The sequence below is a fragment of the Enterobacter sp. SORGH_AS_0287 genome, assembly GCF_031453695.1.
GTDB classification, from domain to species: Bacteria; Pseudomonadota; Gammaproteobacteria; order Enterobacterales; family Enterobacteriaceae; genus Enterobacter; species Enterobacter ludwigii.
Genome location: NZ_JAVIZW010000001.1, coordinates 4,472,079 through 4,488,134, shown reverse-complemented (window position 1 = coordinate 4,488,134; position 16,056 = coordinate 4,472,079). Strand labels below are relative to the sequence as shown.

The window sequence follows — 16,056 nt, the reverse complement described above, 5'->3', positions numbered from 1 at the left end:
ACAGCGCCCTTCTCGTCTGCGTTTTTTATTCCGTTACAGGCTCGACCAGAGGATTGCGGCTGAGCATGGCCTCACGCAGTAATACACTGCCACAGGCAAACAGCCCGCCCAGCAGTCCCGCCAGGATCACAATCAGGGCTTTGCCCGGACCGTCTTTTTTCACCGGCATGGATGGAGAGAGCTGATACTTGAACGGTTCAAGTTTGACGTCTTCGACAGACAGCTTTTTCAGCTGCGCCAGGTAGTATTCCCGGTTCTGGAAGTCCGCGTTCAGCTCAGCGATGTCCTTGAGATTTTTTTCAATCTGCAGTTTTTGCGCGATACCGTCGGCACCGAGCGCGACGGAGTAATCCGGATCGTCTTTAACCGCCTGACCGTTGCTGTAGACCGGCTTTTTGATGCCCGCCGCGTTGGCCACTTCCAGAGAATAGTTAAGACGCTGCAGATTGGTGTTGTGAACATTCGTCAGACGTACCCGATCCAGCTCCAGCTGCTGCTCCACCACTTTGGTTTTCAGGGTGATCTGGTTACGGATATTCTCCATGGTTTCCTGCTCAACAATCTGCGAGATGTAATCCACGTAACCTTTAAGAACCGTTTGCGCATCCCCCGCCGTCGGCGCGGTGAAGCTCAATGTCCACGAGACGTACGGCGCTTTATCCGCGTCTTTTGCCAGGGTGTTATCTACCGCTTTCATCTTTTCGGAGATATTGACCACCGCACGATGCAGCTCAAGCGGATCCACATCAGTGCCTTCCAGCTGTGCCATCACGTAAGGTGAGGATTTCATGTACTCCTCAAGCAACGACTGCGACTGGAACTTTTTAATAAACTGGTTAAACACGTCCGGACGGGTAATTTTCACGTCCACGTCGAGCACCTGCAGGGCGACCATCATCTGGCGCAGCGGGTTCCACTGCGTCTGTTCCGCCGGTGTGATCACCGCTTTACTGGTCCATTTTTGTGGCAGTAAGAACGCGATGGCCAGTCCAACCAGTGCGAATGCGAAGGCAATCACGACGATACGTTTTTTTGCCGCCAGAAGAACTTCTAACAGTCCCAGAAGGTCAATTTCTTTGGAACTGACTGCCGGGGCCGCGTAATGGGGGAAGTCGAGATCCGTATTTTTTTTGAAATCCATTGCTGACATAGCCATTCTTCTTTTGAGGGTGCAGACCATTTCTGCCTGATTGGTTACAGTGGTCCGATGATACAAGAAAGTAAGAATTATCTGAACGAAAGAATGATCCAGCTGTAGACCTGCTATCAGAATTAGTAGTTAGTTTCTCCACGGTATTGTCTTTATTAATCATCCGGTTCTTTCCGCCCGCCCTCCTCTCTCTTCTTTGAACGCCTGAAATAGCGCAAAAATGCCATCCTCATCACCTTATTGAAACACCGTTTCGACTTTGATCACATTTCCGCTATTAAGCGAATGACGCAGAAACAAATAGCAATAATATAAAATAAAACGGCGTTTTATTATCCAGGAACACGAGTTCTACCGTATTGAAACCCAGGCGTTTCGCTCAACGATGAAATCGGAAAAAGTCTTATAAAACAAAGTTAAATGAAGTAACCGTGACACGTATTACCCAGAACATTGCCGTTCAGGCTCGGTTTCGACAGCCTGAAAGGTTGTTACAGACGCAGATTCCGTTTTAAACCATTGATTACCAGGTAGGTAAGTATGAATGAAAACAAGCTGCTGGGGCTCGCGTGGATATCACCCTACATCATTGGGTTGATACTCTTTACGGCTTTCCCCTTCGTCTCATCGTTTTTCCTGAGTTTTACGGATTACGACCTGATGAGCCCGCCGGTATTTAACGGCATTGAAAATTATCGCTACATGTTTACGGAAGACACGCTCTTCTGGACATCAATGGGAGTGACGTTTGCGTATGTATTTCTGACCATTCCCCTGAAGCTCGCCTTTGCATTAGGGATTGCGTTTGTTCTGAACTTTAAATTACGCGGTATTGGATTCTTCCGTACCGCCTACTATATTCCGTCGATCCTCGGCAGCTCCGTGGCCATTGCTGTTTTGTGGCGCGCGCTCTTTGCCATTGATGGTCTGCTGAACAGCTTTATTGGCGTATTTGGTTTTGACCCGGTGAACTGGCTGGGTGAGCCCTCGCTGGCCCTGATGTCGGTCACCCTGCTGCGCGTCTGGCAGTTCGGTTCCGCGATGGTCATCTTCCTGGCCGCGCTGCAAAACGTTCCGCAGTCGCAGTATGAAGCGGCGATGATCGATGGGGCATCCAAATGGCAAATGTTCACGAAAGTGACCGTGCCGCTGATCACGCCGGTGATTTTCTTCAACTTCATTATGCAGACCACCCAGGCGTTCCAGGAATTTACCGGACCGTATGTCATTACCGGCGGCGGGCCAACGTATTCCACTTACCTGTTCTCACTCTACATCTACGACACCGCGTTTAAATACTTTGACATGGGTTACGGCGCAGCACTGGCGTGGATCCTGTTCCTGGTGGTGGCCATTTTTGCCGGTATCGCCTTTAAGTCATCGAAATATTGGGTGTTCTACTCCGCCGATAAAGGAGGCAAAAATGGCTGATATCCAACAACTTTCCACAGCGAGGGCGATTGCCGAGCGTGAAGTCGCCCGCACGCTGCGCAGAGAGAAAATTAACGCCGCTGTGCGCTACGTGATCCTGCTGTTTGTCGGCCTGCTGATGCTTTATCCGCTGGTGTGGATGTTCTCAGCGTCGTTCAAACCGAACCACGAGATTTTCACCACTCTCAGCCTGTGGCCTGCCCATGCGACCTGGGACGGTTTTGTGAATGGCTGGAAAACCGGCACCGAATACAACTTCGGCCATTACATGCTGAACACCTTTAAGTATGTGATCCCGAAAGTGATCCTGACCATTATCTCCTCCACCATCGTGGCGTACGGCTTTGCGCGCTTTGAAATACCGTGGAAGAAATTCTGGTTCGCCACCCTCATCACCACCATGCTGCTCCCCAGCACCGTGCTGCTGATCCCGCAGTACCTGATGTTCCGTGAAATGGGCATGCTCAACAGCTATATGCCGCTGTACCTGCCGCTGGCCTTCGCCACCCAGGGGTTCTTCGTCTTCATGCTTATCCAGTTCCTGCGCGGCGTGCCGCGTGACATGGAGGAGGCGGCACAAATTGACGGCTGTAACTCGCTTCAGGTGCTGTGGTACGTGGTGGTGCCGATCCTGAAACCGGCCATTATCTCCGTCGCCCTGTTCCAGTTCATGTGGTCAATGAACGACTTTATCGGGCCGCTGATTTATGTCTACAGCGTGGATAAATACCCGATTGCACTGGCGCTGAAAATGTCCATCGACGTCACCGAAGGGGCGCCGTGGAACGAAATTCTGGCAATGGCGAGCATCTCCATTCTGCCATCCATCATTGTCTTCTTCCTGGCACAGCGCTACTTCGTCCAGGGCGTTACCAGCAGCGGAATTAAAGGTTAAGAGGGAAATATTATGGCTGAAGTTATCTTCAACAAACTGGAAAAGGTCTACTCCAACGGCTTTAAAGCGGTACATGCCATTGACCTGAAAATCGCTGAAGGAGAGTTCATGGTGATCGTTGGCCCCTCCGGCTGCGCCAAATCCACCACCCTGCGCATGCTGGCTGGCCTGGAAACCATCAGCGGAGGTGAAGTCCGCATCGGCGATAAGATTGTGAACAACCTCGCGCCGAAAGAGCGCGGGATTGCGATGGTGTTCCAGAACTACGCGCTCTATCCCCACATGACGGTGCGCGAAAACCTGGCCTTTGGTCTGAAGCTGAGCAAACTGCCAAAAGATCAGATTGAATCTCAGGTCAACGAAGCGGCCAAAATCCTTGAGCTGGAAGAGTTACTCGACCGCCTGCCACGCCAGCTTTCCGGCGGCCAGGCACAGCGCGTGGCGGTAGGCCGTGCGATTGTGAAAAAGCCGGATGTATTCCTGTTCGACGAACCGCTGTCAAACCTCGACGCCAAACTACGCGCCTCAATGCGCATTCGTATTTCCGACCTGCACAAGCAGTTGAAGAAATCCGGTAAACCGGCGACCACCGTCTACGTCACCCACGACCAGACCGAAGCGATGACCATGGGCGACCGCATCTGCGTGATGAAACTCGGCCACATCATGCAGGTTGATACCCCGGACAACCTCTACCACAAGCCGAAAAACATGTTCGTGGCAGGCTTTATCGGCGCGCCGGAGATGAACATTCGTCAAAGCCAGTTGGTGGAAAACGCCGGGAAACTGCACATCGCCATCGGCAATGAAACCATGCCGCTGAACGCCGGGATGCAGGAGAAAGTCTCCGCTTATGCCGGGCAGGCCATTTACTACGGCGTACGTCCGGAATTCGTTTCCCTCTCCGACGCACCATTCGTTGACGGGGGCTGCAGTGGCGAAATGGTTCGCGTGGAAAACATGGGCCACGAATTCTTCGTCTATCTGAAGGTTGCGGACTACGAACTGACCGCCAGAATTCCATCCGATGAAGCTAAGCCAATGATTGATAAAGGCCTTCATCGCAAGGTGTATTTCAAATTTGATATGAATAAATGTCATATTTTTGACGCAAAAACTGAACAGAACCTCTCTCTCTGATGGAGTTTATAAAAATGAAAAAAGTGCTTTTAAGCGCAGCAATCTCCGCGACGCTGGGCCTTACCGCTTTGCCATCGATGGCGCAAGATGTCGAATTACGCATGTCCTGGTGGGGCGGTAATGGCCGCCATCAGGTGACGTTGAAAGCGCTGGAGGAATTCCATAAGCAGAACCCGGATATCAACGTTAAGGCAGAGTACACCGGCTGGGATGGGCACCTCTCCCGCCTGACCACTCAAATTGCGGGCGGCACCGAGCCGGATGTGATGCAGACCAACTGGAACTGGCTGCCAATCTTCTCGAAAACCGGCGACGGGTTCTACGACCTGAACAAAATGAAAGACGTGATCGACCTGACCCAGTTCGATCCCAAAGAACTTCAGTCCACCACCATCAACGGCAAGCTGAACGGCATTCCGATCTCCGTCACCGCACGCGTGTTCTACTTCAACGACGAGACCTGGAAAAAAGCCGGTATTGCATACCCGAAAACCTGGGACGAGCTAATGGCGGCGGGTAAAACCTTCGAGAGTAAACTCGGCAAGCAGTATTACCCGGTCGTGCTGGAGCATCAGGACACGCTGGCGTTGCTGAACTCGTACATGATTCAGAAGTACAACATCCCTGCCGTGGACGAAAAAACCAAGAAGTTCGCCTACAGCAAAGCGCAGTGGGTGGAATTCTTCCAGACCTACAAAACGCTGGTGGATAGCCACGTCATGCCGGACACCAAATACTATGCGTCGTTTGGTAAGAGTAACATGTATGAGATGAAGCCGTGGATCCAGGGAGAATGGGCGGGAACCTACATGTGGAACTCCACCATCAATAAGTATTCCGATAACCTGAAGCCACCGGCAAAACTGGTGCTGGGTAGTTACCCGATGCTGCCGGGCGCAACCGATGCGGGCCTTTTCTTCAAACCGGCGCAGATGCTCTCGATTGGTAAATCCACCAAAAACCCGGAAGCGGCGGCGAAACTGATTAACTTCCTGCTGAACAGCAAAGAGGGAGTAGACACGCTGGGTCTGGAGCGTGGCGTGCCGCTGAGTAAAGCCGCGGTGCAGTTCCTGACCGAAGACGGCACCATCAAAGAGAGCGATCCGTCGGTCGCGGGGCTGCGTCTGGCGCAGTCTCTGCCGGCCAAACTTTCCGTGTCACCTTACTTTGACGATCCGCAGATTGTGGCCCAGTTCGGCACCTCTCTGCAGTACATCGATTATGGACAGAAATCCGTGGAAGAGACCGCCGCTGACTTCCAGCGTCAGGCTGAACGTATTCTGAAACGCGCGATGCGCTAACAAAAAGCCGGGTGGCCTCTTCGCCACCCGGCAACAGATTACACGCCAATATTACGCAGCTTCTCGCCGGACATCAGCCTGCGCTCGATATGCTCCAGCGTGACACCTTTGGTTTCAGGGATCAGCCAGAACGTGACCCCGATAAACGCGACGTTGAGCACCGTATAGAGCCAGAAGGTTCCTGCCGCGCCAATTGAATCCAGCAGCGTCAGGAAGGTCGCGCCGATGATCATGTTCGACACCCAGTTGGTGGTCGTGGAACAGGTGATACCAAAGTCGCGGCATTTGAGCGGCTGAATTTCGGAACACAGGATCCACACGACGGGCGCAGCGCTCATCGCATATCCGGCAATACACATCATGGTCATGCCAACAGAGAGCCAGGAAAGACCGCTTGAGGCCGTGCCGTTATCAAACTGCATCAGGCAGTAGCCAAGGATCAGCGTACCGAGCGCCATGACGCTAAAGCCAATCTTGAGTGCCGGTTTACGTCCGGCTTTATCCACGGTGAACACCGCGATAAAGGTGGCGAACATAAAGGTCAGCCCCACCACCAGCGTGGCAACCATTTGTTGTTCCGTGGTGGTGAACCCCGCCATTTTGAAGATACGTGGCGCGTAGTACATGATGATGTTCATCCCGGTGAACTGCTGCATCGCCTGCAGCAGCATGCCGAGGAACACCGCGCGGCGAACGTTACGGTTGATCTTAAACAGCGCCCAGCCCCCCTGCTTCAGCTTCAGGCTTTCGCGGATCTCGTTCAGCTCTTCACGTGCTTTTTCTGAGGTATCACGCAGCATCCGCAGCACCTCTTCCGCTTCCACATGACGGCCCTTTTGCGCCAGCCAGCGCGGACTGTTTGGCAGGAAAATCACCAGAACAATCAACACCAGCGCCGGGAGCGCCAGCACGCCCAGCATCGCGCGCCAGTTGCCGCTGTAGCTGAAATAAGTGTCAGACAGAAACGCCAGCACGATACCCAGCGTTACCATCAGCTGGTACATACTGATCATCTTGCCGCGCACGTTCTCGCTCGCCATTTCGGAGAGGTACAACGGCGCAGTGTAAGAGGCAATCCCCACCGCCACGCCGAGCAGCACGCGGGAGAGCAGCAGCATTTCCACGTTCGTGGCAAATGCTGACCCAATAGAGCCGGCGACAAACAGAATCGCCCCCACCATCAGGCTGTATTTGCGCCCGAGGCGGAACGAAAGCCAGCCGTTAAACAGCGCGCCGATGGCCGCACCCAGCATCATGCTGCTGACCACCCACTCCTGCAGGCGGTTACTCAACGTAAAGTGATCGGTGATAAAGGGCAGCGCCCCGGCGATCACGCCAATATCCAGACCGAACAGTAAACCGGCCACTGCAGCCGCGATGGAGACAAACTGATTCATGCGTCGGGTATCACGCAACGCGGCGGGCATAAGGGTAGAGTCATTTATAGATGTCATATTTTCCTGCCTGAACAGCGAAATTCGTTAACTGAAATTACGAGATAGCGCGGAAAAGTGTCAGGCCGTAATTCGCGAAGATATGGATTATTTCGCTGTGGCATAGCGATCTGTGATGGACATTACAATTTCAACTAACGATGAAATACCGCCAGTTTTTATTAATCATTTAATTTTTAAGCAATAAAACTGTGATGCATATCATTTATGATTTTTTAGTATGGATTTTTCGTCTTGAGCCATATGGATAATGGCAATTTTTGGGCAAAAAAAACCTCCACCCACCGGCAGAGGTTTAAGACGGAATACGCAATTAACGCGCCAGCCAGCCGCCATCGACCGCCACGGTATAGCCGTTGATGTAATCGGATGCCGGAGAGGCCAGGAATACAATCGGCCCCTTGAGATCGTCCGGAAGGCCCCAGCGGCCCGCCGGGATACGGTCGAGGATTTCCGCGCTACGCTGTTCGTCAGCACGCAACTGCTGAGTGTTATTCGTCGCCATGTACCCCGGCGCAATCGCGTTGACGTTGATGTTGTGCTTCGCCCACTCGTTTGCCAGCAGACGGGTAACGCCCATCACCGCGCTCTTGGATGCGGTATAAGACGGCACGCGGATACCGCCCTGGAAGGAGAGCATAGAGGCGATATTAATGATCTTGCCGCCTTTCCCCTGGGCAATAAAGTGTTTCGCCGCCGCCTGGGACATAAAGAACACGCTCTTAATGTTCAGGTTCATCACGTCGTCCCAGTCGCGCTCGCTGAAATTAATCGCGTCTTCACGGCGAATCAGTCCGGCATTGTTCACCAGAATGTCGATATGGCCGAATTCCGCCACCGCGCGATCCAGCAGTTCAGGGATGGCGTCAATTTTACGCAGATCGGCGGTCAGGCTCAGAAAACGACGCCCCAGCGCGGTGACGCGCTCGATGGTTTCAGTAGGCTCAACAATGTTAATCCCGACGATATCGCAGCCCGCTTCCGCCAGCCCTAACGCCATACCCTGGCCCAGTCCGGTGTCACAACCGGACACCACAGCCACTTTACCCTGCAGAGAAAATGCATCCAGAATCATGTTTGTTCCTTAATCTTTCAGCGCCTGTCACCAACAGGCAGGTTTATGCTTAACTGCCTGCGGCTAGCGCAGCTCGTTAACCGCGACGTGGTCCATGTCATCAAAGACCTGGTTTTCACCGACCATACCCCAGATGAAGGTGTACGCTTTCGTGCCTACGCCCGAATGAATAGACCAGCTCGGCGAAATCACCGCCTGCTCGTTATGCATCACGATATGGCGCGTTTCCTGCGGTTGCCCCATCATGTGGAACACGCAGGCGTCCTCGTCCATGTTGAAGTAGAAATACACTTCCATACGGCGCTCGTGGGTATGGCACGGCATGGTGTTCCACAGGTTGCCCGGAGCAAGCTCGGTCAGCCCCATGCTGAGCTGGCAGGTTTCCAGCACATCCGGAACAAAGTATTTATTGATGGTACGACGGTTGCTGGTGAGGTTGTCACCCAGCGTCACCGGGGCGACATCCGCCGGGGTCACTTTTTTGGTGGGATACGGGGTATGTGCGGGCGCACAGTTGTAGTAAAACTTCGCCGGTTTACCGCTGTCGATGCTGGCGAACACGACCTCTTTCGCCCCTTTACCGACATACAACGCGTCGCGATGACCTATCTCATAGCACTGTCCGTCTACAGTGATGGTGCCGGGGCCACCGATGTTAATCACGCCCAGCTCGCGACGCTCAAGGAAATAGCTCACACCAAGCTGTTTACCCACTTCACCGCCCACGGAGACGGTCTGCGTCACCGGCATAATCCCGCCAATGATAATACGGTCGATATGGCTGTAGACCATGGTGTACTTATCGGCCTCGAACACCTGCTCGACTAAAAACTCATTGCGCAGCCCCTGAGTATCCAGCGTTTTGGCGTGCGCACTGTGGATGCTTTGTCTGACGTCCACCGTAACCTCCAGAAATGATCGTGCCCGCAGGCAGAAAATTAACGAAACGACGTTCCGTTTTAATGATGAGCACAGTCTAGCTCCAGAGAAGGGGGTTTTCAATTACATTTAAAACAACGTTTCATTTTTTCTGTTTGTTTATACCAGAAATGGCGTTCGGATCACGATAAAGAGAGCCAGACATTAATCTCGCCAATGAAACAGACAAAGTGCGCCATCAGTCACACATAATGAAACATTGTTTTGATAATTTAATACTCACTTTTTAATCTACTTTTATCGTTCAAAGGAGTGCATTATGGCTAAAGGTATGCGGGTCAAGCTGAACTACGAGGTCAGCCACGATCCGGATACAGGCGTGGAAGTCACCCGCCTGACCCCACCCGACGTGACCTGTCACCGCAACTACTTCTACCAGAAGTGCTTCTTTAATGATGGCAGCCACCTGCTGTTCGCAGGAGCGTTTGACGGTCACTGGAACTACTACCTGCTGGATCTGCAGAAGGCCGAAGCGGTACAGCTGACGGAAGGCGCGGGGGATAATACCTTTGGCGGGTTCCTCTCTCCGGATGATAAATCCTTCTACTATGTGAAGAACGACCGCACGCTGCTGGAGGTGGATCTCCATACCCTGGTAGAACGCGAGGTGTACCGTGTCCCCGATGACTGGGTCGGTTACGGTACCTGGGTCGCCAACAGCGACTGCACCAAACTGGTTGGGATAGAAATCGCCCGACGTGACTGGACGCCGCTCAACGACTGGAAAATTTTCCACGACTTCTTCCATAAGGGGCCGCACTGTCGACTGCTGCGGGTGGATCTGAAAACCGGTTTAAGCACCACAATCCACGAAGAGAAAAACTGGCTTGGCCACCCTATCTATCGTCCGTTTGATGACAACACGGTGGCGTTTTGCCATGAAGGGCCGCACGACCTGGTCGACGCCCGCATGTGGCTGGTCAACGAAGATGGTACGCACGTGCGCAAAGTGAAAACGCATGCGGAAGGCGAAAGCTGTACCCATGAATTCTGGGTGCCGAACGGTTCTGCCCTTGTGTATGTCTCTTATCTGAAGGGCCAAAAGGGCCGCACCATCTGCAGCTTCAATCCGGATACGGGCGTCAATGACGCAGTCATGCCAATGCCCGCCTGTTCCCATCTGATGAGCAACGTTGACGGCTCCCTGCTGGTGGGCGACGGTTCAGGCACGCCGGTTGATGTGAAGGATACGCACGGTTACACCATCGATAACGATCCTTATCTGTACGCCTTTGACGTGGCGAAAAAAAGCTACTTCCGCATTGCCCGTCACGACACCTCCTGGGCAACGGTGGCAAATAGCCGCCAGGTCACCCACCCGCATCCCTCCTTTACTCCGGACGAGAAAGCGGTGCTGTTCAGTTCCGATAAAGACGGTCAACCCGCCCTCTATATCGCGAAACTTCCTGAGCAACCTGAAATGTTGCATGCATGATTTGAGTTTGTGTTTCTGTAACTGGCCTTGCCCTCCGTTTCGGAGGGCTTTTTTTTCAGTGGGCTTTTGCCCGTTGGGCGGCGCTTATCAGACATGGGAAAGCCGGGTAGGCACTGGCGCTACCCGGCAATGTTCAGCGGAATAACGTGATATCAGAAAGAATAGGCCACGCCTAAACGAAGGCGGGTCTGGCGTTCATCGGTGTCTTTCACGCCGATGTTACCCACTTCAACATACGGTGCCCAGTTTTTATCCCATTTATACGCCAGCTTGGCGTTATATTCGTTGGAATAATCTTTGTTATTATTACGAACCATACCTTCAGAACTCTTCGCATAAACATAATTGAGTTCGGTACGCCAGTCACCCATTACCCAGCCAACCCAGGCATCACCACGGTTAACTTTGTCGTCATCTTTATTCGAGCTTGACGGGTAGCGGGTATATTCATAACGATAACGCGCGGCAACGTAGAAGCCATTGTCGAAACTATATTGCAGATGCAGATTCGGTTTATATATTGTGCGGCTGTCGTTACTTTCAAGGGTAAACGCCGGCGTCAGTGCAATATTCTCAGTCGCTTTCCAGCGCCAGCTAATTTGATCTTCATGCCCGTTACCCACCACATCCGCAAACGGCTGGTCGGCTTTATCACCACCGGATTTCCATTTAGCTTCTACAGAAAAACCGACCCCGTTAGCAAAGCGATGTGAGACCGAGACACGGTCAGCATTGGCACCACTGTCGATATATTCATGGCGCAGATCGACGGTAACGGCCTGAGCCATGAAGGACGTACCGATAAGGGAAGTAAGGACCAGAGATTTCTTAAACATGAAAAAACCCTCAACTGAAATAATGTTTCTTATTTATGAAACTGCAGTTTATTTTTTAAAGAACATTATTTTAGTGACAAAGATCGTAATTATTTGTTTCATTTTTTTTGGCAAAGATGGACGTGACACCCATCAACAAACAGGGTGTATTAACGTGAAATTACCGGAGGGGGATCACACTAAGATGTTAACAACGATAATAATTAAGGCCGTAATTATTCAATAACAGAGTGAGAGTGTGCTAATAACGGTTAATTCGTCATACGTTATGTAAAAAAAAACCTCCTGAAGGGAGGCTCTTTTATGCGGGCGGGATTTTAGCGTTCAATGGCGAGGGCGACACCTTGTCCACCACCGATACAGAGCGTCGCAATGCCTTTGCGGGCATTGCGCTTTTTCATCTCATGCACCAGCGATACCAGAATTCGACAACCGGACGCGCCGATAGGATGACCCAGTGCGATTGCCCCACCGTTCACGTTTACCCGCAGGGGATCCCATTCCAGCATTTTGCCAACCGAGATTGCCTGTGCGGCAAAGGCCTCGTTGACTTCAATCAGATCCACATCAGAGAGTTGCCACCCTGCGCGTTCCAGGCAGCGACGGGTAGCATAAACCGGGGCGATACCCATTAACGCAGGATCAACACCCACGCTGGCAAATGCCTTAATGCGGGCCAGAACGGGCAGATCCAGCTCGAGGGCTTTGCTTTCACTCATCATCATCACGGCCGCAGCGCCATCATTAATGGAGGAGGCGTTTCCCGCCGTCACTGAGCCCTGAGTTTCAAACGCAGGATTGAGCCTCGCCAGCCCTTCAGCGCTGGCGTCGGTGCGCGGCTGCTCATCGGTATCCACCACGGCAACCTCACCGTTCTGACGCTGCGTGCTGACCGGGACGATTTCATCCCGAAAGCGTCCGGCATCAATCGCCGCGCGCGCTTTTTGCTGCGAGCTTAACGCGTAAGCGTCCTGCAACTCACGGCTGATACCATACTCACGTGCCAGATTTTCCGCCGTCACGCCCATATGATAGTCATTGAACGCATCCCACAGACCGTCATGCACCAGACTGTCGAGCAACTGGCTGTTGCCCAGCTGCGCGCCGGTACGGCTGTCGGTCAGCACGTGTGGTGCCCGGCTCATATTTTCTTGTCCGCCGGCAATCACGACATCCGCTTCACCACACTGAATGGCCTGCGTCGCCAGATGCAGCGCTTTTAACCCTGAGCCACAGACGTCGTTGATGGTGATAGCGGAGACGGTATTGGGCAGGCCACCCTTGAGCGCCGCCTGACGGGCAGGGTTTTGCCCGGCACCGGCGGTCAGCACCTGTCCCAGGATCACCTCATCAATTTCATGTGCTGCAATCCCGCTGCGTTCCACCAGCGCTTTCACCACTACGCTGCCCAAATCAACAGCCGAGTGGCGTGCAAGCGCCCCCTGAAAACAGCCGATAGCCGTACGCAACGCACCCACTATAACGACATCTTTCATCACAACCTCTGTGTTAAATGACATGACGATAGTAGTGGATTGTTATTAGCAATTATCTTAATTGTTTAAAAATAGTGAGTTTAATCACAAGGATTAGCGCGCATCCTGCAGATACTGCCGCAGCCAGCTTCCGGCAACGCCGGGCGGGGATCGTTTATTCCAGAGCAGATCGATACCGATCGCCCGTGGCCAGCCGGGGACATTCAGCTGCACCAGCGATTTCGCGGCGGCAAATTCATCCACCAGCGCGCACGGCAGCACGCACCAGCCAAATCCCTGCACGGCCATACTCAGCAGTAACAGGTAGTTGGGTGCCGACCAGACGGGTCCGCGTGCGAGCGTTGCCTCCCGCTCCAGATAGGTGCTGAGCCGCAATTCCCGCCAGCCGTGCAGCTCATCGGCCTGGATTTCTTGCTGCCCGGCCAGAGGATGGTTGGTCGCGACATAGATTGCCATCCGGGTCTGTATCGGCAACCGGGTAAAACCAATATCGGTCGGATAACTGTCACGCGCTTCCGTGAGACCAACCTGCGCACGCGACTTCTGCAGCAGATCGATAACGTCCTCTTCCTCGCCAATCAGGCATTCAAATTCGGTATGGGGAAAGCGCTGGTCGAACTGGTTCATCAGGTCTTCCAGCACGTCCGGGTTGAGGGTATCGGAAAGAACAAACGTCAGGCGCGCCTCCGTTTGTGCCGTTAACGACACCGCCAGCTCGTCAAGCCGCGTGCTGGCCGCGAGGATCGCCTGCACATAACCCAGCACCTGTTCGCCCTGGGCGGTTAACACCGGCTGACGGGCCGAACGGTCAAACAGATCGAAGCCCAGATCGGCTTCAAGATTGGCGATCGATGTGCTCACGGTCGACTGGCTTTTACGTAACCGACGCGCGGCGGCAGAAAAAGAGCCCGCCGCGACGGTCTCAACGAATGCGGTAAGGGCTTCAGGTGAATAACGCATGCACTATCTACTTTATCGATGGATACCATCTTTAATATATCACCTTTAGCGATAACAATAGGCCGCATCAACGCCAAAATGCGTATTCACGAGGTCTAAAACTATGCAACATCAGGATGCACTCCAACGTAAACTGCCGGAGCGGATCTTTCATGCCGTCTGTTTCGAAGGGATTGCCACGGCGATCCTCGCCCCGACGGCGGCGTGGCTTATGCAACGTTCCGTGGTGGAGATGGGTGGGTTGACCATTATCCTGGCAACCACGGCCATGCTCTGGAACATTATCTATAACGTCGGCTTCGACCGTTTCTGGCCGGTTCACCGCATCACACGCACGGCAAAAATCCGCGCACTGCATGCGCTGGGATTCGAGTGCGGGTTTATTGTGATCGGCGTGTCGATAGTCGCCGCGGTGCTGGGCGTCACGCTGCTGCAGGCATTCACACTGGAAATTGGTTTCTTCCTGTTCTTCCTGCCGTACACCATGTTCTATAACTGGGCTTACGATACGCTGCGCGAGAAATTCCTTAAACGTCGCCAGCAGCGACGCGCCCTCGCAGGCTAATTCCCTCTGGCCGGACGCCCGCTCCGGCCAAACTCCGTCGAAGCAACTGCGCTCTCAACCCATAATTATGGTAAATTGCGCTCCATTCTGTTGGTTTGATAGTTGATACGTTGCTCTAATGTCGAAAATTTGGTCAAAAGATGAGACTCTCTGGAGTTTCGCTCTCTATGGCACGGCCGTGGGCGCAGGAACGCTGTTCTTGCCCATTCAGCTGGGCTCCGCAGGCGCTATCGTCCTGTTTATCACTGCCCTTGTGGCCTACCCATTAACCTACTGGCCGCACCGCGCGCTGGCACAATTCATCCTGTCGTCGAAAACAAAAGGCAATGAAGGGATCACCGGCGCCGTTTCCCATTATTACGGCAGGAAGATAGGCAACCTGATCACCACGCTCTATTTCATCGCCTTCTTCGTGGTGGTGCAGATTTATGCAGTGGCCATCACCAACTCGTTAACTGAGCAGCTGGCAAAACACATGACGGTGGATACCGCCGTTCGCGTGCTGGTCAGTTTTGGCGTGGTGCTGGTGTTAAATCTGATCTTCCTGATGGGACGGCATATCACCATAAAAGTGATGGGCTTCCTGGTGTTTCCGCTGATCGCCTACTTCCTGTTTGTCTCGCTCTATCTGACCGGAAGCTGGCAACCCGCGCTGCTCACAAGCCAGATGGCATTTGACCGCCATACGCTGCATCAGGTCTGGATTTCGATCCCGGTGATGGTATTCGCTTTCAGCCATACGCCGATTATCTCGACGTTTGCCGTTGACCGCCGTGAGAAGTTTGGCGACGCCGCCATGGACAAGTGCAAGAAAATCATGAAGGTGGCGTACCTGATTATCTGCCTGAGCGTGCTGTTCTTCGTGTTCAGCTGCCTGCTCTCTATTCCACCGTCCTATATCGTTTCGGCAAAAGAGGAAGGGGTAACCATTCTGTCGGCGCTGTCGATGATGCCCTCTTCTCCGGCATGGCTGGGGATTTCCGGGATTATTGTGGCGATTATCGCCATGTCGAAATCGTTCCTCGGCACCTATTTTGGGGTGATCGAAGGGGCGACGGAGATTGTGAAGTCATCGCTGAACCAGGTGGGCGTGAAAAAGAGCCGCGCCTTTAACCGCGCGATCTCCATCATGGGGGTATCGTTAATCACCTTTGCGGTGTGCTGCATTAATCCGAATGCCATTTCGATGATTTATGCCATCAGCGGTCCGCTTATCGCCATGATCCTGTTTATCATGCCGACGCTGTCGACGTACCTGATCCCGTCCCTGAAACCGTACCGATCTGTCGGCAACCTGCTGACGCTGATCGTTGGCGTACTGTGCGTGTCAGTGATGTTTGTAGGCTAAACTCCCCTGCGCCCGGCGTTCTGCCGGGCGC

14 protein-coding genes are annotated in these 16,056 nt (G+C 53.2%); 7 read left to right on the top strand and 7 right to left on the bottom strand.

The features are described 5' to 3' along the window. Window positions 1-25: 25 nt before the first annotated feature. Window positions 26-1,150, bottom strand: coding sequence for an LPS O-antigen length regulator Wzz(fepE) (wzz(fepE), locus tag QE396_RS21385; protein ID WP_032670189.1), 1,125 nt, complete (start codon window positions 1,148-1,150; stop codon window positions 26-28). Window positions 1,151-1,690: 540 nt separating this feature from the next. On the opposite strand from wzz(fepE), the gene QE396_RS21380 reads away from it, so the two are divergent. The 4 genes from QE396_RS21380 to QE396_RS21365 are packed head-to-tail and all read left to right on the top strand — an operon-like array spanning window position 1,691 to window position 5,917. After that, the gene (locus QE396_RS21380; protein ID WP_014171468.1) at window positions 1,691-2,581 is read left to right on the top strand and encodes a carbohydrate ABC transporter permease; all 891 of its coding nucleotides are present in this window, start codon (window positions 1,691-1,693) and stop codon (window positions 2,579-2,581) included. Beyond that, the gene (locus tag QE396_RS21375) at window positions 2,574-3,476 is read left to right on the top strand and encodes a carbohydrate ABC transporter permease (protein WP_020883764.1); all 903 of its coding nucleotides are present in this window, start codon (window positions 2,574-2,576) and stop codon (window positions 3,474-3,476) included. The genes QE396_RS21380 and QE396_RS21375 overlap by 8 nt, the downstream gene beginning before the upstream one ends. 12 nt (window positions 3,477-3,488) lie before the next feature. Continuing rightward, complete coding sequence (locus QE396_RS21370; protein WP_020883763.1) at window positions 3,489-4,616, top strand: ABC transporter ATP-binding protein; 1,128 nt, start codon at window positions 3,489-3,491, stop codon at window positions 4,614-4,616. A gap of 14 nt (window positions 4,617-4,630) precedes the next feature. Beyond that, window positions 4,631-5,917, top strand: coding sequence for an ABC transporter substrate-binding protein (locus QE396_RS21365; protein WP_020883762.1), 1,287 nt, complete (start codon window positions 4,631-4,633; stop codon window positions 5,915-5,917). Window positions 5,918-5,955: 38 nt separating this feature from the next. Here QE396_RS21365 and QE396_RS21360 read toward each other — a convergent pair whose 3' ends face one another. The 3 genes from QE396_RS21360 to kduI form a co-directional block, all read right to left on the bottom strand. Then, entirely contained in the window at window positions 5,956-7,389 is a 1,434-nt protein-coding gene (locus QE396_RS21360; protein ID WP_226777985.1) for a sugar porter family MFS transporter, read from the bottom strand. A 295-nt stretch (window positions 7,390-7,684) separates the two neighbouring features. Next, entirely contained in the window at window positions 7,685-8,446 is a 762-nt protein-coding gene (gene kduD, locus QE396_RS21355; protein WP_014171473.1) for a 2-dehydro-3-deoxy-D-gluconate 5-dehydrogenase KduD, read from the bottom strand. Window positions 8,447-8,509: 63 nt separating this feature from the next. Further along, window positions 8,510-9,346, bottom strand: a complete 837-nt coding sequence (kduI, locus tag QE396_RS21350) for a 5-dehydro-4-deoxy-D-glucuronate isomerase (protein WP_020883761.1) — start codon at window positions 9,344-9,346, stop codon at window positions 8,510-8,512. A 298-nt stretch (window positions 9,347-9,644) separates the two neighbouring features. Here kduI and QE396_RS21345 point away from each other — a divergent pair, with 298 nt between their 5' ends. Continuing rightward, a complete protein-coding gene (locus QE396_RS21345; RefSeq protein ID WP_020883760.1) occupies window positions 9,645-10,820 on the top strand; it encodes an oligogalacturonate lyase family protein in 1,176 nt (391 codons plus the stop codon). Between the two features lie 152 nt (window positions 10,821-10,972). Here the strand turns inward: QE396_RS21345 and QE396_RS21340 are convergent, their stop codons facing one another. The 3 genes from QE396_RS21340 to QE396_RS21330 all read right to left on the bottom strand — a co-directional run bounded on the left by QE396_RS21340 (window position 10,973) and on the right by QE396_RS21330 (window position 14,112). Beyond that, window positions 10,973-11,656, bottom strand: a complete 684-nt coding sequence (locus QE396_RS21340) for a porin (RefSeq protein ID WP_014171477.1) — start codon at window positions 11,654-11,656, stop codon at window positions 10,973-10,975. Between the two features lie 317 nt (window positions 11,657-11,973). Next, window positions 11,974-13,152 (bottom strand): acetyl-CoA C-acetyltransferase, encoded by a 1,179-nt coding sequence (locus QE396_RS21335; protein WP_020883759.1) that lies wholly within the window; start codon window positions 13,150-13,152, stop codon window positions 11,974-11,976. A 93-nt stretch (window positions 13,153-13,245) separates the two neighbouring features. Continuing rightward, window positions 13,246-14,112 carry a LysR family transcriptional regulator gene (locus tag QE396_RS21330; RefSeq protein ID WP_014171479.1) on the bottom strand — a complete coding sequence of 289 codons (867 nt, stop codon included), beginning with the start codon at window positions 14,110-14,112 and terminating at the stop codon, window positions 13,246-13,248. 103 nt (window positions 14,113-14,215) lie between these two features. Here QE396_RS21330 and QE396_RS21325 point away from each other — a divergent pair, with 103 nt between their 5' ends. Both QE396_RS21325 and QE396_RS21320 read left to right on the top strand, forming a co-directional pair. Continuing rightward, on the top strand, window positions 14,216-14,677 hold the full coding sequence (locus tag QE396_RS21325) for a multidrug/biocide efflux PACE transporter (RefSeq protein WP_014171480.1): 462 nt from the start codon (window positions 14,216-14,218) through the stop codon (window positions 14,675-14,677). A 118-nt stretch (window positions 14,678-14,795) separates the two neighbouring features. Further along, a complete protein-coding gene (locus QE396_RS21320) occupies window positions 14,796-16,025 on the top strand; it encodes an amino acid permease (protein ID WP_020883758.1) in 1,230 nt (409 codons plus the stop codon). Window positions 16,026-16,056: the final 31 nt, after the last annotated feature.

What these genes read in the sequence shown, in the direction of transcription:
- QE396_RS21380 (WP_014171468.1), top strand. Translation starts at nt 1,691, where the DNA reads ATGAATGAAAACAAGCTGCTGGGGCTCGCGTGGATATCACCCTACATC.
- QE396_RS21375 (WP_020883764.1), top strand. Translation starts at nt 2,574, where the DNA reads ATGGCTGATATCCAACAACTTTCCACAGCGAGGGCGATTGCCGAGCGT.
- QE396_RS21370 (WP_020883763.1), top strand. Translation starts at nt 3,489, where the DNA reads ATGGCTGAAGTTATCTTCAACAAACTGGAAAAGGTCTACTCCAACGGC.
- QE396_RS21365 (WP_020883762.1), top strand. Translation starts at nt 4,631, where the DNA reads ATGAAAAAAGTGCTTTTAAGCGCAGCAATCTCCGCGACGCTGGGCCTT.
- kduD (WP_014171473.1), bottom strand. Translation starts at nt 8,446, where the DNA reads ATGATTCTGGATGCATTTTCTCTGCAGGGTAAAGTGGCTGTGGTGTCC.
- QE396_RS21345 (WP_020883760.1), top strand. Translation starts at nt 9,645, where the DNA reads ATGGCTAAAGGTATGCGGGTCAAGCTGAACTACGAGGTCAGCCACGAT.
- QE396_RS21340 (WP_014171477.1), bottom strand. Translation starts at nt 11,656, where the DNA reads ATGTTTAAGAAATCTCTGGTCCTTACTTCCCTTATCGGTACGTCCTTC.
- QE396_RS21335 (WP_020883759.1), bottom strand. Translation starts at nt 13,152, where the DNA reads ATGAAAGATGTCGTTATAGTGGGTGCGTTGCGTACGGCTATCGGCTGT.
- QE396_RS21330 (WP_014171479.1), bottom strand. Translation starts at nt 14,112, where the DNA reads ATGCGTTATTCACCTGAAGCCCTTACCGCATTCGTTGAGACCGTCGCG.
- QE396_RS21325 (WP_014171480.1), top strand. Translation starts at nt 14,216, where the DNA reads ATGCAACATCAGGATGCACTCCAACGTAAACTGCCGGAGCGGATCTTT.
- QE396_RS21320 (WP_020883758.1), top strand. Translation starts at nt 14,796, where the DNA reads ATGTCGAAAATTTGGTCAAAAGATGAGACTCTCTGGAGTTTCGCTCTC.